A 16,564-nucleotide genomic window follows, 5' to 3' on the forward strand; every position below is an offset into this window, starting at 1 on the left:
CATGAAAGGAAGCGCGCAGCGCTTCCTGCTCCGGGATGCGCTGCCGCATCAGGGCATGACAACGTGGCGCAGGTCCAGCACGTCATCGGCGCGCTGCACGACTTGCAGGTTGTCTTTGATGCCCCACGACATGGGTTGCTGGTGCAATGGCAGGTAGCCGTAGTCGTTGCGTACGATCTCGAAGGCTTCCTTGATCATCGCGTTGCGCTTGGCCTGGTCGGTTTCCACGCCGATCTTCGCGGTAAGTTCGTCGACCTTCGGATTGCAATAGCCGCCCAGGTTGAACTGCCCGGCTGCGGTCTTGCTGTCGCGGCACGCGGCCAGATTCAACAGCACGTTGTGCGCGTCGGTCGAGCTTGGCGTCCAGCCCAGCATGTACATGCTGGTGTCGTTGCCCGCCTGCAGCAGGATCTTGCCGAAGTACTTGGACTTGGTCTGCGCCAGCAGATTGATCTTGATGCCTACGCGCGCCAGCATGCCCGCAACCGCCTGGCAGATCTTCTCGTCATTGACGTAGCGGTCGTTGGGGCAGTCGAGCGTTACGGTAAAGCCGTCGGGATAGCCTGCGTCGGCCAGCAGCTTCTTGGCGCGGGCGGGGTCGGGCTTGTAGGGCGTGCCGTAGGAATCGTCATAGCCGTTGACCGAGGTGGCAACCAGCGAACCCAGCGGCTTGGCCGCGTCGCGCATGATCTTCTTGTTGATGGCCTCGATGTCCACCGCCAGCACCACGGCCTCGCGCACGCGGGCGTCCTTGAACGGATTCTTGCCCTTGATGTTCGAAAACAGCAGTTCGTCGCGATGCTGGTCCATGCCGATGAAAATGGCGCGCGCTTCGGGCTCGGTAAGCGGCTTTACGCCGGGCGCGTCTTCCAGGCGCTGCCAGTCCTGCACCGGCACCGGCTGCACGATGTCCATCTCGCCCGAGATCAGCGCCGCCACGCGGGTGGCTTCCTGCGAGATGGGCTGGAACACGACTTCATCGACATTGGTCTTGATGTTCTTGTCCCAGTATCCGTCGAAACGCTTGAGCACGGTTTTGACATCGGGCTGCCGCTCGGCCAGCATGAACGGGCCGGTGCCGTTGGCATGCAGATTGGCGTAGTTGCCCTGGTTGTCGCCCTTGACGTTGGTGGCCTCGGTGGTGTTGTTCTTCTCTGACCATGATTTGCTCATGATGTACAGGAAAGTCCACTCGCGCGGCAGAATGGGGTTGGGCGTCGGCGTGGTGACTTCGATGGTGTGGTCGTCGATTTTCTTGATATCGGACGCCTTGGCGCCATAGCCCTTCATGTCCGACCCGGGCGTCAGGCTGCGCTTCCACGAGAAGATCACATCGTCGGCCGTAAAGGGCGATCCGTCATGGAACTTCACGCCCTTGCGCAGCTTGAACACCCATTTGGTGGGCTCGGTGTTTTCCCAGCTTTCTGCCAGCAGCGGCGTCAGCTTCATGTCGCCGTCGTAGCCCGCCAGCGTTTCGTAGATATTGCCCTGGAAGCCCAGCGTGAACGTCTCGTTCAGGGCCATGGGGTCCATGGACGTGGCATCGCCCTGGTAGGCCCAGCGCAGCGTCTTGGCGTGCGCCGTGCCAACCAGCATGACACCGCATACCGCCAATGCCAGCGCCGATTTCTTGATGAATGGTGTGATACGCATAGCCCTTCTTGCTCCGTGTAGTGCGCGGGATCGCGCGACAGAAGTGACAGGGCCCCCGCCCCTTTTCTTTTGGACCAGGCCGGGGGCTCGGCGTGCTGCTTACGACAATGCGAGGTGTTGCGGCTGACGGCGCGTGATCGCGCGCGCTTGTGCGAGCGCGGGGGGAGCGGTCATTGCAGCGGACTTCGGATTCACGATTGGCCGACCTCGGTAATTCTCGTTGGGGCGGATGACCGTCCCAATGTAGATCGAATCTTATAGAGGCAGTGATTTAAGCGTCAATCGTTTTGACTTGGGGTTAGTACTTGGTTGCGGGCGGTGAAAAACACTGCCGGAAAGCAATGTAGGACGCGTCTTACGAACCTTGGGCGCCGGCGGCAGGCTGGCCTTCAGGCACATCGTCGGCCAGGATACGGGCCAGTTCGGCGACCACATGCTTGCGCCGCTCGTCGTCTTCGTAGCCCTTGGCCAGGGCCGACCATTGCGGACGGCTGCGGGCTTCGCGCAGGGGCTCGGGCAGGCGGCCCGACCGCCACTGGGCGTCGGCCGGCTGGCCCAGGCGCAGCGGATCGCGCGCAGCGTGGCCGCGGCGTTCCAGGGCATGGACGAGCTGACGTTGCCGCAGGGCAAGCAGGCGCAGCACCGCGTCATCGACCGTGATCTCGCGGTAGCCGCGCAACCTGCCCAGGATGCGCCCCCCGAAGCGCTCTACCCCTTGCCATAACCCGCCCGCGGCTGCGCCGATCAGCATGCCGGTGCCCAGGCTCAGCCCGGCGCTGAACAGGTCGACCGCCGCGCCCGCCATGGCGCCGGCGGCCATGCCGGTGCCCAGCTGTATGCCCATGTCTTTCAGGGCCTGTGGATGGAACAGGTCCATGCCCCAGCGCGTGCCTTCGAGCGGCAGTGTGTCGTCTGCATAATCGCTGCGGCGGAAGTTATACAGCGCGAGCAGCGCATCGACGCAGGCCTGCTCGCGCTTGCGGACCTGGTCGCGCAGCGTGGCGGCGTGGGCCTGCAGCGCCGCGTCGTCGGCGGGGCTTGCCAGCCGAAGCGCGGCCACATCGACCAGCAGGTCGGCGGCCAGCACCCAGGCGGCCAGGCTGCGTTCCCGGCGCTGGCGCGCCAGTTCATCGGCAAGGCGGTTCAGCGTGGCCGCATGGCGATCCAGCAGCACGGCGAGCTTGGCGTACAACTGCCGGTCGCCGTCCAGCGGCGGCGCCACGGTGTCGAATTCCAGGGCCGCATGCAGGCCGAGCCGCGCCATGGCGTCGCGCCATTCATCGGCCCGGTGGCCGGGCGTGTTGACGAAATTCAGAACCGGCAGCAGCGGCCGTCCGCAGGCGGCCAGCAGCGCGAGTTCGTCGCGGTGCTTGCTCAACACGGGATCGCGCGCGTCGATGACGTACAGTGCGGCATCGCACTCGAGCATCTTGGCCAGCACACGCGCTTCTTGTTCGTAGCGGCGATGCGCCTCGGGCGAATCCAGGAAGCGGCGTATGCGCGCCGGCCCGTCGCTGCGCGTGCCAGGCTCGTCCAGGCGTTCCAGGTATTCGAGCAGCGCGATGCTGTCTTCCATGCCGGGTGTGTCGAACCATTCGAGCGCGGGCCTGCCATCGAGCTGCAGCCGCGCACCTTCAACGTGGCGGGTGGTGCCGGGGCTGTCGGCGACTTCTCCGAACCTGCCGTCTCGCGTCAGCGTGCGCAACAGCGAGGTTTTGCCGGTGTTCGTGTGCCCGACGACGGCGACTCGGAGCATGGCGTCAGTCATGGCCTGTCTCCAGCCAGCGCAACGGTTCGTCAGTGTCGCGCACGATGGCTTGCGATGTCATGCCCGAGGCGGCCAGGCGATCGCGCCACACGTCCAGGCGCGCTTGGACGGCCGGCGGCAATGCGCTGGCGGCGGTGTACAGCCAGACTCGCGTCTGCCCGGCTTTTCCGGACAGCGCGGCGATAAGATTGAGCGTGCCGCGGTCGGGAGTCTGGCGGGCGTCGCAGGCGATCAGCAGCCGCCGCGCGCCCGCGTGCGCCAACGCGTCAAGCAGTCGGTTGCGCTGTTCGCGGCTATCGAGATTGCCCGCGTCCTGCACGCCGGGCGGCAAGCCGACGGGCGGCCATGGAACGTCGGCCGGCAGTTCCAGCCCCACCAGCACCGGCATGTCTGCCAGATTGCCGATATTGCCGGCGGCCACGCGCGGCTGATGCAGCGGATCGGCCGGGCGGTCGATACCGGTGGACTGCACGGGCGGCACCAGACGGTCTCGCAGGGCGGCGTAGCCGGGCAGCGCGGCGTCGATGCGCAGGCCGCGCCGGGCCTGGCGCAGGCGCAGCAGGCACAGCGTGCAGGCCACCAGGCGCGGCAATACGCCATAGATGGCAATCACGCCGATCAACCATATCGACCATTGCGCCTGCGCCACGGCGGGCAACACCTGGGTGTTGTCGCTGGCGCGCACGACATCGGCCGAGGGCATGGCAAAGCCAAACTGCGCCGGCAGCCAGCCCAATGCCCGCGTCAGGAAAATAAAGGCGTCGGGCTGCAGCAGCGTGGTGGCCCATACGAACCGATAGCTTGCGGTAGACAACAGCGCCAGCAGGGTGATCAGGGCCGCGGCCAGCGCGGCCAGCCACAGCCCATGGCTGATGGCGCCGAACAGCCAGCGCCGGGCCCCCGCCCGGCCAAGCAGGTTCAGCAGCGCCTGGGGCACCAGCGCGGCGTCCGGGCCGCGCGCCAGCTTGCGGGTGGCCCACAGCCACAGCCGGCCCAGCCCGGTGGCGCCGCCGGGCGGCAGCAGGAACGAGGCCAGCCACAGCAGCAGGGTCAGCAGATGGATGCCCAGCAACGCCCCCAGGGCCCACAATACATTGACGGGACGGCTTCCATCGCCGAGCGCGCCCGCCGCCGAGGCCACGCCCGCGATGACGGCGGCCGCCAGCAGGCCCAGCAGGCTGTATACCGCCCCTTGCCGCCAGCGTGCTGCCAGGCCGTCGTGCCCTTCGCGCTGCGCCAGCAGGCGCGCCCGCATCAGGATGCGGGTTTCAAGCGTGCCGGGCGCGTTGCGGGCCTGCCGCACCGCGTCGGCGTCTTCCAGCGGGCCCCAGTGTTCTTCGCGCAGGCGGATGATCTCTGCCAGCCAGTGGGCCCGCCACGCCTGGGTTTGCCTGGACACCGGCGCGGCGCCAGGTGCTGGGGTCGCCATTCAGCCGGCGTGACGCGAATCGGCGGGCGGCGTGCCGAACCAGTCTTGCAGCTTGCGGCTGGCCTGCTGCTTGACGTCGTCGTTGATGTAGAAGGCCACCGTGGCCAGCGCCGCAGTCATGACGCTGAGGTCGTCGGTATAGCCCACCAGGGGGGCCAGGTCCGGAATGGCGTCCAGCGGCAGCACGAAGTAGCCCAGGGCGCCATAAATGACACGCCGCGCCCATTTGGGCGTGCCCGGGTTCTGTACGGCGTAGTACAGCCAGAGGGCTTTTTCCACGACCTGACGGCCTGCGGCCGACGCATGGCGTGTCGCCTTGCGCCAGAAGCGGTTGTCGGAATAGGCCTGTTCGTGGACGGGAGTGGCTATTGGCATGGTACGTCGGGCGCAACGCCCGGTATGTCACGGTCAATGGCCCATTGTAGACCCCCGGGGCCGGATGCGGGGCTAGCGTCCGGGCCGGTGGGCAGCGCGGTACTGCCCCGGGGTGGCCCCCATGGCGTGCGCAAAGGCTCGGCTCAGGTGGCTGGCGTTACCGAAGCCGCATGCCTGGGCAATGCCGGCCAGGTCGTCGCTGCTGGTGGCCAGCAGCAGGCGGGCGCGGGCCAGGCGGCGGCCCAGCACCCATGAGTGCGGCGGCTCGCCGAACGAGGCATGGAACATGCGCGCGAAATGATAGGTGGACAGCGCCGCCACACCCGCCAGCACGTCCAGCGTCAGGGGCTCGGCCAGGTGGCTATCGATGTAGTCGCGCACCCGGCGCCGCACCGCCGGGGCCAGCCCGCCGCGGGCCGCCGTGGCCCTGGCGGCCCGCCCGGTGTTCTGGTCCAGCAGGTGATGCAGCACGCTTTCGGCGGCGCTGCTGGCTGCCAGCCGCTGTGCCGGCACGTTCCAGTCGGTGGCAAGCAGCGCGCGGCAGGCCTGCGCGAGCGACGGGTCGCGTATGTAGGTGCGATCGTGCAGTTCGAGTTCGCGCGGCTCGCGGTCCAGCCGCATCACTGCCTCGCGCGCCAGCCGCTGCGGCGCTATGTACAGGTGCAGGAAGCGCACCTCTTCGTTCATGCTCCAGCGTGAATGGTGCTGGTCGGGCAGCACGCAGAACTTGCCCGCGCCGCCGTGGCGGTCGCGGTGCCCCAGCCGGAAACAGGTGTCGCCGCCCTGCAAATACAGCGAAAGCGTGTGGTGCCCGGGCGCGTCGTAGTCGATGAGGGCCCGGCCGGCGCGCTGGTCGCGGTTCCATTGGGCCGCCGCCAAGCCGGCGCCCAGCGAGGCGGCGCGCACGAGCTGCACCCGCGCGTTGCGCAGCGTGTGGAACAGGGTGAAGTCGGCGGGCGCCGAGGCGGTCTGGCTCATGGCGTCTTTATCGTACGCCAGCTTGGCGCGTGTGTGCGTGCGCCCGCGCGCCGCTTCTTCAAAAACCGCAAGAACCGGCAATCGCGCCGTGGCGCGCGCGTCTAGACTGCACACGAGGCCGGCCATTTTTACTGTCGCACAGCTATCGTGAACCTGTTTCTCTACCTGCTTACCGTACTGATCTGGGGCAGCACCTGGATCGCCATCAAGCTGCAGCTGGGCGTGGTGGCCATACCCGTGTCGGTGTTCTACCGGTTCGCGCTGGCCTCGGTGCTGATGCTGGCCGGGCTGATCCTGCTGGGGCGTCTGCAGCGCCTGGATCGGCGCGGCCACCTGCTGTGCCTGGGGCAAGGTCTGTGCCTGTTCTGCCTGAATTTCCTGTGTTTCTATAGCGCCACCGTATGGATCTCCAGCGGCCTGGTGTCCGTGGTGTTTTCGGCGTCGACGATCTGGAACGCGCTGAACGCGCGCCTGTGGTTCGGCACCCGCATCACATCGCGCGTGGTGCTGGGCGGCGTATTCGGCCTGGCGGGCCTGCTGTTGCTGTTCTGGCCGGAAGTCGCCGGCCAGCAGGCCAGCCACGAAACCCTGCTGGGCCTGGGGCTGGCGTTGCTGGGCACACTGTGCTTTTCCACCGGCAACATGCTGTCGTCGGCGCAGCAGCGTGCGGGAATCGGCCCTCTTACGGGCAATGCCTACAGTATGTTGTACGGGTCGCTGGTGCTGCTGGCCGGGTGTGTCATCACGGGCCAGCCTTTCGATTTCGACCCGTCGCCCACGTATGTAGGCGCCCTGCTGTACCTGTCGCTGTTCGGTTCTATCGTGGCGTTCACCGCCTACCTGACCCTGGTCGGGCGCCTGGGCCCTGCACGCGCCGGCTATTGCACCGTGCTGTTCCCGGTGGTGGCGCTGAGCATTTCCAGCGTGGCCGAAGGCTACCAGTGGACGCTCGCGGCAGCGGCCGGGCTGGCGCTGGTCATGTTGGGCAACGTGCTGGTGTTTGCGCGGGCAGGCGCCAGGCGGGGCGCGGCCACCGCCGCGATGCCGCGCCCGCGTTGAGCATGGCACTGCCGCCGGGGCCACGGGCGCTGGCGCCCGAACCGGCGCGCTACACTTGCCGCCGGTTACCCGAGACCCCGCCATGCCCTTCGTGCCCGCCGAAATCAGCCATGTATTCGCCGCCGTGCTGGTGGTTACCAGCTTTCTTACGTCGGCCCTGACCGCGGCGATGGGACTGGGCGGTGGCGTTGCCATGCTGGCGGTGCTGAGCCTGGGGTTGCCGGTGACCAGCGTCCTGCCTGTGCACGGCGTCGTGCAAATGGGTTCGAACGGGGGGCGCGTCATCATCCAACGCCGCCACTTGGTGCTGCCGGTGCTGCTGTGGTTTTCGCTGGGCAGCATCGTGGGCATTGCACTGGGCGCATCGGTGGTGGTGAATATTCCCGACGCATTGGCCAAGTGGCTGCTGGCCTTGTTCATCCTATGGTCGGTATACCGCAAAAAGCCTGACGCCCGGGCGCAACGCCACGGCAAGCCTTATTTTGTCGTGGGCGGCGCGATTTCCAGCTTCGGCTCGATGCTGGTGGGCGCCACCGGCCCGTTCGTGGCCGCGTTGCTGGCTGGCACCGGCCTGGTCAAGCAGCCCCTGGTCGCCACGCATGCGGCGTGCATGGTGATCCAGCATGGCCTGAAGATACTGGCATTCGGTACGCTGGGCTTTGCCTATGCCCAGTGGGCGCCGCTGATCGCCGCCATGATCGCCAGCGGCGTGGCCGGAACCTGGGTGGGCACGCGCCTGCTCGACAACCTGCCTGAATCCACCTTCCGGCTGGGCTTCAAGATCGTGATGACAGTGGTCAGCGTGCACATGATCTGGCAGACGCTGTAGGCGCGCTTTGCCCAGCGGGCGGAGTGGCTTGCTCCGTTAGTACGGCTGGAAAGCACTTTCTTCTACGGTGTGGCTGTTTCCAATAAATAGAAAATTGCAGCTTTGTAATTTGTACGGGCGCTGAGAACCAGCCTGGACGATCGGGCGACAAACCGATTAGCCTTCTTCATCGCCAGGGCGGTAAGTTCGGCCCCTAAAGTTTCAAGTTGGCAACGTAAGTCCTTGTCTCGCATATTCTGCGCCCGCCCTATGCGCCGCCCATTGAATAGGTGCCAGCGCAAGCCGGTGGACGTTCCGGCTTTTCGGGGATCAGCCTAGGCGCTGGGGTAAAGCTCGTTTTTTCGATTAAGTGCTTATCGCCTGCGCGGTGGTAGTTGGGGTTTTAGAAGCCTAAGCACTGACGAGGTTGAGAGTTGGATGTCGAGCGCAGATGCTTAAACTTCAGTTGATGTTCCGACCCGAGATGATTGTTTGTTAGCCATACTCAATATGGTTGAAGGTCCTCGGGTAGTTGCTGGTCTACGTCCAAACCGGTAGCCCGGAGCGAGCATAGTAGTCGCATACTTGTTGGGGCGTCTAAATTCACACGCTTTGCTGTCAACGTAAATTCCACGCCAGGTCGGTGCGCATGCTGAATATAGGCACAATAATATCTAGGGCAATACCCCACCAGCGCGGCAGGCGAAGCAGTACGTACGGCAATTGCCTTCCCGTCCACTTCGTTCTGCAGATCCAACATCAAGAATAGTTTGTCGTTCTGTTGCAATTGCTGCAGTGCTGGTGTGGCTTGTTCAGGTAGATGCCTGATTCCACGAAGAAAGAAATCAACCGACCAGCCGCCCTCTTGGGTAATTTCAGGCAGCGGAAAAAGTTCCAGTGAATCGGTCCCGCGAGTGCCTCCCGTAATCGCCAGAATTTCTAGTGGATCAACTGTAGCCTGGGACAGAGCTGTCCACCGAAGGTAGTCTGAATACTCTGGGCGAGATTTCGAGATGATTCTATTTTCGAAGGCTGCGAACAGAGTAGGAGATTCGTACCGCTGGCTTAAGTCATTCATGCGCGCTAAACCGTTAAACCCCTGAGCCCGCCGTGCACCCGCCGTATATGACAGCTGGAACCCCTCAAGGGATCGCTCTAGTTTAGCGACAGGGATCCACTCCCTAGTCGTAGAATCTTGCCATGCAACGTACAGTGTGTTCATTTTTTCCAATCTAACCCAAGGATGTGTAAGCGGTTTAGTCGAAGATATTCTTGTACAAACCGCTTCGCAGCGTCCGACATCCAAGCTTCCGGCATTGCCTCTATCGTTCCTGCAACACGCTCGTCATCTACTGCAGCGAGCCTTTCGATCCACTCACGAGCTGCCTTGGGACGTAGTCGAGCGGCATATTCAAAGGCCTCAGAGGTTAGAAGCGCCTTTGTATTCGATTCTTCGGTGCGAGGAAAAAGTGCAGATCTTGCTTTTCTAGCATGCGTAGATATGTGTCTTCCAATATCTCTGGTAGTTAAACGCTCAGTGAGGACATGATCGGCCTCGTTTCTATTAAGGCTAGAGCCATGGTCGTAGGAGGGCAAGAGGCGAACTTCTTGATTCGCTGCAGATCTGCTTACGCCCCAATTCTGATCGTGGCGATCTTGATTTCCTATCCAAACGTCGAACATCAGGTACCCTACAAATACGTCCAACGGACTAGAGATATGATCAGTGGGGTCAAATCCAAGGGGTGGCCTAATTGACCGATTTCCAGATCCTGCCCGCAGATAACTCATTACAGCGGTAATTGTATGCTGCCGGTGTCGTTCTCGTGCCGCCACACGGTTGTTACCAGAATGCACTACCGCGAGAACCTCGTTGCCGTGGACAATGCGCTCCCCCTCTCCTACTAGCGAAGGAGTCACAGTGCCGCACTTGTCGCGCCAAGTCGCCAGCTCATAGTAGGCATGAGGCATTCCTAACGCTCCGGCTAACTCGCAGGCGAGTTTCTCCGCCCAGTTTTCTCCGGTGTTTGGACGCCCCTCTTTAAAAAGGGAAAGTCCAAGATGCTCGTCTTGGTACCAAAATTTATACTTCGTCCCCATCTGCTCGGGTAGCTCGGCGGCTTGGTCTGGGACTTGGAGCACGGGAAACATGAACAGTGATCCTAAAAGATGCAGCGTAAGAGTCCAGTATAGAAGCTCCACCATTGCTAACACCGAGATTGCATCCAGGCTAAACGTGTAGTTGGCGAGATAAGTAGACTGGCAGGTAATCCTTTCAGGCTGTGCGAGTCAGCGGTATGACGTTACCTCCGGCTTCTGCCCCAGTTCTTCATGCAAGAGGGTGCGAGCCATCGCCCGGAAACCATGCCCGGTTATTTCAGTCGGGTGTCATATCCCAGGCGGCGCAGCGCGGCGTTGATCGCGGCGTCGGACATAGGCCGCTCATCGCTACGCGTCCCCGGGAAAACGTACCGGCCATGCCCGGTCAGTTCGTGCAGCTCACGCAAGATTGCTACTGCCTGACTGGACAGAGGGACTAGGTAGGCCGTGCCGGTCTTAGATACCGTGTAGCGCCACTGACGGTATTTTTTCGGGCTTGGCGGTATTTCCCGCGACATACCGTCAAAAGTACCGCCACTTGACGGTATATAGCAATAGACAACCCCAGACGACTATAGACGCAAAAAAAAACCCACATAGCCAGTGCTGGTGCCGGTTTCGTAGACTTCCTGATACTGCTCTGTACTGCGAATTGGTGCCGGTGAAAGGAATCGAACCCTCGACCTTCTCATTACAAGTGAGCTGCTCTACCAACTGAGCTACACCGGCGGATGCGCCGCCGGAAGAACCCGGCGGGCGAAAGGACAGTATTGTAAAGAAAAAAGCGGGCGTGCCGCGCCGTGCCGACTATTTGACGATAGTCAGGTGCGGACGCTTGGACTCGCCGTCGCCGCCATCCGAGGGGGTGTCGGGCGGCGAGTCGGCGCCGGCGCCGTGGTCGGGCGCATCGGCGCTGCTTTCGTCGCGCTGAGGCGGTTCGTAGGGCTGGACTTCGAAGCCCATGCCGGCGCCGGTTTCGCGTGCATAGATGGCGCTGACCGCGGCCACCGGCACCGACACGTTTTCGGTAACGCCGCTGAAGCGGGCCTGGAATTCGATGAATTCGTTGCCCAGCACCAGCTTGTTGGTGGCCAGCGTGCCCACGTTGAGCGTGATCTGGCCGTCGCGTACATGGGCTAGCGGCACCAGCGTGTGCTCGTCGACCTGCACGGTGATGTACGGCGTGTAGCCGTTATCGGTGCACCATTCGTGCAGTGCTCGCAGCAGATACGGTTTGGTGGAAGTTTCACCCATATGCACAACCTTTGGCGCTTAGCGACGCATGACTTTTTCGGACGGCGTGAGCGCTTCGATGTACGCAGGACGCGAGAAGATGCGTTCGGCATACTTTTGCAGCGGTGCGGCGTTCTTGGGCAGCTCGATGCCGTAGTGGTCCAGGCGCCACAGCAGCGGGGCCACGGCGACGTCCAGCATGGAGAACTCTTCGCCCAGCATGTACTTGTTCTTCAAGAGCAGCGGGGCCAGCTGGGCCAGGCGGTCGCGGATGCTCTGGCGCGCGGTGGCGAGCTTCTTTTCGTCGGGCTTGGCGCTGCGGTCTTCCAGCGTGGAAACGTGGACGAAAAGCTCTTTTTCGAAGTTGTACAGGAACAGGCGGGTGCGCGCACGCATCACCGGGTCGGCGGGCATCAATTGCGGATGCGGGAAGCGCTCATCGATGTATTCGTTGATGATGTTCGACTCGTACAGTACGAGATCGCGCTCGACCAGGATGGGCACCTGACCGTACGGATTCATTACCGAGATATCTTCCGGCTTGTTGTACAGGTCGATATCGCGGATTTCGAAGTCCATGCCTTTTTCGAACAACACAAAGCGGCAGCGTTGCGAAAAGGGGCAGGTGGTTCCGGAATAGAGCACCATCATGGCGGTAAGTCCTTGTATGAAAAGCGAAAGGCCAGCGCTGCTAATCTAGCAAACGCTGGCCCCGATTGCCAGGGTGGAACAGACGTGCCGCCCTATCGGGTTGGTGTTGCCGCCCCGGGGGGCGGCAACCTGGCAGGGCGGATTAATCAGCGCACGTGTTTCCAGAAAGAGGCGTTCAGGCGCCAGGCGACGACCAGGAACAGGCCCAGGAACAGCAACACCCACACGCCCAGTTGCTTGCGGAACTGTTGCTGGGGCTCTGCCATCCAGGCCAGGAACGCCGTGAGGTCGGCTACGTCGTTGTCGTAGGCGGCAGCCTGGGCCGGGTCGAGGCTCTTGAACTTGGCTTCGACCGATGCGTGGCCGCGGTAGTTGGCGACCGGTTCGGCCTTGACGGTGGCATAGCCCTGGGCGTCGTAGGTGGTGGTGACGCGTTCCCAGCTGCGGGCGCCATCTTTTTCGACCTGGTGCATGGCCACGGTGGTGAGTTCACGCGGGCCCTGGTCTTGCCACATTACGTGCGGCATGCCGACGCTGGGGAACACAAGGTTGTTCCAGCCCGTGGGAACGGCCGTGTCGCGGTAGAACGTGCGCAGGTACGTATAGATGTAGTCGGCGCCCGTGGGGCCGGCGTTGATCGACTTGGCGCGCGCGATGACGGACAGGTCGGGCGGCACGGTACCGAACCAGCGCTTGGCGTCGGCCGGCTGCATGGCGATGGTCATCAGGTCGCCGACTTTCTGGCCGGTGAACAGCAGGTTGTCGCGGATTTGTTCGTCGGTCAGGCCGATGTCCTGCAGCTTGTTGTAGCGCATGGCCGATGCGCTATGACAGTTCAGGCAGTGGTTGACGAACAGCTTCGCGCCGTTTTGCAGGGCGGCGATGTCGTTGATGCGGTCGGGCGCCTTGTCCAGGGGGTAGCCGCTTTCGGCGGCGTACGTGGCCGTACATGCAAGCGTGAATGCGACGGCACCAATCAGCTTCTTGATCATGGTCATTCCGTTATGGGTACGTGGCTCAATGGGCATGGAACGTTACGCGGTCGGGGACCGGCTTGAACGTACCCAGGCGGCTCCAGACGGGCATCAGGAAGAAGAAGCCCAGATAGATCAGCGTACCGACCTGCGACATGAGGTTGTACACGTCCGTGGGCGCCTGCGTGCCCAGGAAGCCCAGCACCAGGAAGTTGACGATGAAGATGCCGTAGAGCCACTTGTGCCACGTGGGACGATAGCGGATCGACTTGACGGGCGAATGGTCGAGCCAGGGCAGGAAGAACAGGATGACCACCGCGCCGCCCATGGCCACCACGCCCCAGAACTTGGCGTCGATGACGCGCAGCAGGACGGCGGTGATGATCAGCACGCCGGGAATGGCGATGCGCAGGAAGCCCTTCAGGTTGCTCTTGACCAGCAGCGCGATGGCGCCGATGACTGCGGCGCCGGCCAGCACCCAGGTGAACTCGGCGGTGGTGGCACGCAGCATGGAGTAGAACGGCGTGAAGTACCACACCGGCGCGATGTGCGGCGGCGTCTTGAGCGGGTCGGCCGGAATGAAGTTGTTGTATTCCAGGAAGTACCCGCCCATTTCGGGGGCGAAGAACACGATGGCCGCGAAGACGATCAGGAAGCCCGCCACGCCCACGATGTCGTGCACCGTGTAGAACGGATGGAACGGGATGCCGTCGGCGGGGTTGCCGCGCTTGTCTTTGGGGCCTTGCTTGATTTCGACGCCGTCGGGGTTGTTGGAACCGACTTCGTGCAGCGCCACGATGTGCGCGACCACCAGGCCGATCAGCACCAGCGGAATGGCGATGACGTGGAAGGCAAAGAAGCGGTTGAGCGTGGCATCGGATACGACGTAGTCGCCGCGGATCCAGATGGACAGCTCGGGGCCGATGAAGGGGATGGCCGAGAACAGGTTGACGATGACCTGGGCGCCCCAGTACGACATCTGGCCCCAGGGCAGCAGGTAGCCGAAGAACGCTTCGCCCATCAGGCACAGGAAAATGGCCACGCCGAAGATCCAGACCAGTTCGCGGGGCTTGCGGTACGAGCCGTAGAACAGCCCGCGCAGCATGTGCAGGTAGACCACGACGAAGAACATGGACGCGCCGGTGGAGTGCATGTAGCGCACCAGCCAGCCCCACGGCACTTCACGCATGATGTACTCGACCGACAGGAACGCGCGTTCGGCGTCGGGCTTGTAGTGCATGACGAGGAAGATGCCGGTGACGATCTGGATCACCAGCACCAGCAGCGCCAGGGAGCCGAAAAAGTACCAGAAATTGAAATTCTTGGGTGCGTAGTACTCGGACAGGTGCGCCTTCCAGGTGGAGGTCACCGGAAAGCGCCGGTCCAGCCAGCCCAAGAGGCCTGTTGTCTCGACGGTTTTTTCGCCAGCCATCATGGCTCCTTCTAATACGAAGCGTTTTTTGCTTAGGTCGGGGGAAAGGTGACGCGGTGCGCGCGTCAGGCCTTGTTGTCTTCGTCAACCCCGACGATGATGCGGGTGTCGCTCAGGTATTGGTACGGCGGAACTTCGAGGTTGTCGGGCGCGGGCTTGTTTTTGTACACGCGACCGGCAAGGTCGAAGGTGGAGCCGTGGCAGGGGCAGAAGAAGCCGCCTTCCCAGGACGCCGGCAGGCCAGGGCCGGGGCCGGCTTCGAAGTCGGCGGTGGGCGAGCAGCCCAGATGGGTGCAGATGCCCACGCAAACGAACAGGTCGGGCTTGCGCGACCGGAATTCGTTCTTGGCGTATTCGGGGGTATAGCCGGGGCGGTCGGAATTGGGATCGGCCACGTAGGGGTCCTGTTCCTTGATGCCCGCCAGCTGTTCTTCCGAGCGACGCATGATCCAGACCGGTTTGCCGCGCCATTCGACCGTGCGCATCTGGCCGGGGGCCAGGTCGGCGACCTCGACTTCGACCGGGGCCCCCGCGGCACGCGCCTTTTCAGATGGGGCGAAGGTGCTAACAAACGGAACGGCGGTCGCCACACCGGCGACACCGCCTACCGCACAGGCGGTGGTTACCCAGAAACGGCGCGAAGGATCTGGCGGGAGGTTGGGATCAACCGCACCGTCTTCGTCATGCACCAGCGTATCCTGACTCATCTTCCTATCCTTGTTGATGCGCCCGCACTCCCGTAGCATCAGGCTTGCTGCATCCGATTTGCGGAGATATGTAACAACATAGCAACCGCGTATTATAGCGCCCTGCCCATCATTGACGAACGACGTAAGGAGCACTCATGAGCAAAGCATCAGGTTTCCTCAAGGAATTCCGCGATTTCGCTGTCAAAGGCAACGCTATGGATCTCGCGGTTGGCGTGATCATCGGCGCGGCGTTCGGCAAGATCGTGGATTCGGTTGTAAAAGACCTCATCATGCCCGTGGTGAACTTCATTCTGGGCGGTTCGGTCGATTTTTCCAACAAGTTCCTGGTGCTGTCCATGCCCGACGGCTATACGGGCCCCATGACCTACGCCGACCTTACCGCGGCCGGCGCGACGGTGCTGGCATGGGGTAATTTCCTTACCATTCTTATCAATTTCATCCTTCTGGCGTTGGTGGTGTTCATCATCGTCAAGGCCGTGAACTCGGCCCGCCGCAAGGAAGAAGCGGCCCCGGCGGCGCCCGCGGCCCCGCCCGAAGACCTGGTGGTGCTGCGCGAAATCCGCGACCTGCTCAGGAAGTAACCGGGGCCGGCGCGCGCGGCGCGGGCCCTATACCGGGTTGTCGATGTCGACGAATTCGACGCGTATGCCGAATTGCCGAGCGATGGCTTCGCCCAGGGCCCGCACGCCATAGCGTTCGGTGGCGTGGTGGCCGGCACCGATGAAGGCCGTGCCGGTTTCCCGGGCCAGGTGCACGGTGGGCTCGGATGCTTCGCCCGTAATGTAGGCGTCTGCGCCGGCTTGGACGGCATCGTCCAGCATGCCCTGGGCGGCGCCGGTGCACCAGGCGATGCGCTTGAGCGCCCGGTCCGGCTCGCCAATGACCAGCGGCGCGCGCCCCAGGCGCTGTTGCACGCGCTGCGACAGCGCCTGCAGGTCCGGCAGGCCCGGCGCGGTGCCCAGCCAGATCAGGTTGTCCGGGCCGCAGGTCAGCGGCGCGCCGGTGGTGTCGCAATCGGGCATCAGGCCAAGCACGCGCGCCAGCTGCGCGTTGTTGCCCCACTGGGGATGCGCGTCCAGCGGCAGGTGGTAGGCGAAGAGATTCAGGTCGTGGTGCAGCGCCAGCGCCAGCCGGGTGCGCCGGGGGCCGCGCACGCGCGGATCTTCGTTCTTCCAGAACCAGCCGTGGTGCACCAGCACGGCATCGGCGCCGCGTTCGATGGCTGCGCGCAGCAGGGCCTCGGACGCGGTAACGCCGGTGATAATGTGGCCTACGCGTGGCTTGCCTTCTACTTGCAGGCCGTTGGGACAGTAATCCTTGAATCGCGAGGCTTGCAGCGAGGCGTCAAGCCAGTCCGCCAGCTCGCGGGTGTCGATTGTTTTCATTGCCTACCT

General features: G+C 63.4%; 16 protein-coding genes, 1 tRNA gene and 1 pseudogene. 3 read left to right on the forward strand and 15 right to left on the reverse strand.

Annotated features, from left to right (window positions below):
• Nucleotides 1–48: 48 nt before the first annotated feature.
• The 5 genes from CAL18_RS18860 to CAL18_RS18880 form a co-directional block, all read right to left on the reverse strand.
• Nucleotides 49–1,653: an ABC transporter substrate-binding protein gene (locus CAL18_RS18860; RefSeq protein WP_026639268.1), complete on the reverse strand. Its 1,605-nt coding sequence runs from the start codon at nucleotides 1,651–1,653 to the stop codon at nucleotides 49–51.
• 355 nt (nucleotides 1,654–2,008) lie between these two features.
• Complete coding sequence (locus CAL18_RS18865; protein WP_026639267.1) at nucleotides 2,009–3,421, reverse strand: GTPase/DUF3482 domain-containing protein; 1,413 nt, start codon at nucleotides 3,419–3,421, stop codon at nucleotides 2,009–2,011.
• The gene (locus CAL18_RS18870) at nucleotides 3,414–4,850 is read right to left on the reverse strand and encodes a DUF2868 domain-containing protein (RefSeq protein ID WP_094818512.1); all 1,437 of its coding nucleotides are present in this window, start codon (nucleotides 4,848–4,850) and stop codon (nucleotides 3,414–3,416) included. Before CAL18_RS18870 ends, CAL18_RS18865 begins: the two co-directional genes overlap by 8 nt.
• A complete protein-coding gene (locus tag CAL18_RS18875; protein WP_026639265.1) occupies nucleotides 4,851–5,225 on the reverse strand; it encodes a YkvA family protein in 375 nt (124 codons plus the stop codon). It abuts the gene before it with no gap.
• A 72-nt stretch (nucleotides 5,226–5,297) separates the two neighbouring features.
• Nucleotides 5,298–6,203, reverse strand: a complete 906-nt coding sequence (locus CAL18_RS18880; protein WP_094818568.1) for an AraC family transcriptional regulator — start codon at nucleotides 6,201–6,203, stop codon at nucleotides 5,298–5,300.
• 147 nt (nucleotides 6,204–6,350) lie between these two features.
• On the opposite strand from CAL18_RS18880, the gene CAL18_RS18885 reads away from it, so the two are divergent.
• Complete coding sequence (locus tag CAL18_RS18885; RefSeq protein ID WP_094797676.1) at nucleotides 6,351–7,262, forward strand: DMT family transporter; 912 nt, start codon at nucleotides 6,351–6,353, stop codon at nucleotides 7,260–7,262.
• An 82-nt stretch (nucleotides 7,263–7,344) separates the two neighbouring features.
• Nucleotides 7,345–8,091, forward strand: a complete 747-nt coding sequence (locus CAL18_RS18890) for a sulfite exporter TauE/SafE family protein (protein WP_026639262.1) — start codon at nucleotides 7,345–7,347, stop codon at nucleotides 8,089–8,091.
• Nucleotides 8,092–8,575: 484 nt separating this feature from the next.
• On the opposite strand, the gene CAL18_RS20070 is transcribed toward CAL18_RS18890, so the two are convergent.
• From CAL18_RS20070 to petA, 9 genes and pseudogenes are all read right to left on the reverse strand, one after another.
• A complete protein-coding gene (locus CAL18_RS20070; RefSeq protein ID WP_432759149.1) occupies nucleotides 8,576–9,292 on the reverse strand; it encodes an HIRAN domain-containing protein in 717 nt (238 codons plus the stop codon).
• Nucleotides 9,289–10,221, reverse strand: coding sequence for a phosphatidylinositol kinase (locus CAL18_RS19650; protein ID WP_141217789.1), 933 nt, complete (start codon nucleotides 10,219–10,221; stop codon nucleotides 9,289–9,291). Before CAL18_RS19650 ends, CAL18_RS20070 begins: the two co-directional genes overlap by 4 nt.
• Before the next feature lie 141 nt (nucleotides 10,222–10,362).
• Nucleotides 10,363–10,649: pseudogene (locus CAL18_RS19910) on the reverse strand (tyrosine-type recombinase/integrase); the annotation flags it as partial.
• A gap of 174 nt (nucleotides 10,650–10,823) precedes the next feature.
• A tRNA-Thr gene (locus CAL18_RS18900) sits at nucleotides 10,824–10,899 on the reverse strand.
• Between the two features lie 78 nt (nucleotides 10,900–10,977).
• Nucleotides 10,978–11,424, reverse strand: a complete 447-nt coding sequence (locus CAL18_RS18905; protein ID WP_026639257.1) for a ClpXP protease specificity-enhancing factor — start codon at nucleotides 11,422–11,424, stop codon at nucleotides 10,978–10,980.
• 18 nt (nucleotides 11,425–11,442) lie between these two features.
• Nucleotides 11,443–12,054 carry a glutathione S-transferase N-terminal domain-containing protein gene (locus CAL18_RS18910; protein WP_026639256.1) on the reverse strand — a complete coding sequence of 204 codons (612 nt, stop codon included), beginning with the start codon at nucleotides 12,052–12,054 and terminating at the stop codon, nucleotides 11,443–11,445.
• Between the two features lie 146 nt (nucleotides 12,055–12,200).
• On the reverse strand, nucleotides 12,201–13,052 hold the full coding sequence (locus CAL18_RS18915) for a cytochrome c1 (RefSeq protein ID WP_026639255.1): 852 nt from the start codon (nucleotides 13,050–13,052) through the stop codon (nucleotides 12,201–12,203).
• Nucleotides 13,053–13,071: 19 nt separating this feature from the next.
• Nucleotides 13,072–14,460, reverse strand: a complete 1,389-nt coding sequence (locus CAL18_RS18920) for a cytochrome b (RefSeq protein ID WP_094797682.1) — start codon at nucleotides 14,458–14,460, stop codon at nucleotides 13,072–13,074.
• Between the two features lie 65 nt (nucleotides 14,461–14,525).
• Nucleotides 14,526–15,167 (reverse strand): ubiquinol-cytochrome c reductase iron-sulfur subunit, encoded by a 642-nt coding sequence (gene petA, locus CAL18_RS18925; protein ID WP_026639253.1) that lies wholly within the window; start codon nucleotides 15,165–15,167, stop codon nucleotides 14,526–14,528.
• A 137-nt stretch (nucleotides 15,168–15,304) separates the two neighbouring features.
• On the opposite strand from petA, the gene mscL reads away from it, so the two are divergent.
• Complete coding sequence (gene mscL, locus CAL18_RS18930) at nucleotides 15,305–15,751, forward strand: large conductance mechanosensitive channel protein MscL (protein WP_026639252.1); 447 nt, start codon at nucleotides 15,305–15,307, stop codon at nucleotides 15,749–15,751.
• Between the two features lie 27 nt (nucleotides 15,752–15,778).
• Here mscL and CAL18_RS18935 read toward each other — a convergent pair whose 3' ends face one another.
• Nucleotides 15,779–16,555 (reverse strand): Nif3-like dinuclear metal center hexameric protein, encoded by a 777-nt coding sequence (locus tag CAL18_RS18935; protein WP_094818513.1) that lies wholly within the window; start codon nucleotides 16,553–16,555, stop codon nucleotides 15,779–15,781.
• Between the last annotated feature and the right edge of the window lie 9 nt (nucleotides 16,556–16,564).

The organism is Bordetella genomosp. 7 (assembly GCF_002261415.1).
Lineage (GTDB): Bacteria > Pseudomonadota > Gammaproteobacteria > Burkholderiales > Burkholderiaceae_B > Bordetella_A.

Bases quoted from the DNA above. Each gene is read 5' to 3' on its own strand.
- CAL18_RS18870 (WP_094818512.1), bottom strand. From the start codon at position 4,850: ATGGCGACCCCAGCACCTGGCGCCGCGCCGGTGTCCAGGCAAACCCAG.
- CAL18_RS18920 (WP_094797682.1), bottom strand. From the start codon at position 14,460: ATGGCTGGCGAAAAAACCGTCGAGACAACAGGCCTCTTGGGCTGGCTG.
- CAL18_RS18910 (WP_026639256.1), bottom strand. From the start codon at position 12,054: ATGATGGTGCTCTATTCCGGAACCACCTGCCCCTTTTCGCAACGCTGC.
- mscL (WP_026639252.1), top strand. From the start codon at position 15,305: ATGAGCAAAGCATCAGGTTTCCTCAAGGAATTCCGCGATTTCGCTGTC.
- CAL18_RS18915 (WP_026639255.1), bottom strand. From the start codon at position 13,052: ATGACCATGATCAAGAAGCTGATTGGTGCCGTCGCATTCACGCTTGCA.
- CAL18_RS18890 (WP_026639262.1), top strand. From the start codon at position 7,345: ATGCCCTTCGTGCCCGCCGAAATCAGCCATGTATTCGCCGCCGTGCTG.
- CAL18_RS18935 (WP_094818513.1), bottom strand. From the start codon at position 16,555: ATGAAAACAATCGACACCCGCGAGCTGGCGGACTGGCTTGACGCCTCG.
- CAL18_RS18860 (WP_026639268.1), bottom strand. From the start codon at position 1,653: ATGCGTATCACACCATTCATCAAGAAATCGGCGCTGGCATTGGCGGTA.
- CAL18_RS20070 (WP_432759149.1), bottom strand. From the start codon at position 9,292: ATGAACACACTGTACGTTGCATGGCAAGATTCTACGACTAGGGAGTGG.
- CAL18_RS18880 (WP_094818568.1), bottom strand. From the start codon at position 6,203: ATGAGCCAGACCGCCTCGGCGCCCGCCGACTTCACCCTGTTCCACACG.
- petA (WP_026639253.1), bottom strand. From the start codon at position 15,167: ATGAGTCAGGATACGCTGGTGCATGACGAAGACGGTGCGGTTGATCCC.
- CAL18_RS18865 (WP_026639267.1), bottom strand. From the start codon at position 3,421: ATGACTGACGCCATGCTCCGAGTCGCCGTCGTCGGGCACACGAACACC.
- CAL18_RS19650 (WP_141217789.1), bottom strand. From the start codon at position 10,221: ATGTTTCCCGTGCTCCAAGTCCCAGACCAAGCCGCCGAGCTACCCGAG.
- CAL18_RS18875 (WP_026639265.1), bottom strand. From the start codon at position 5,225: ATGCCAATAGCCACTCCCGTCCACGAACAGGCCTATTCCGACAACCGC.
- CAL18_RS18905 (WP_026639257.1), bottom strand. From the start codon at position 11,424: ATGGGTGAAACTTCCACCAAACCGTATCTGCTGCGAGCACTGCACGAA.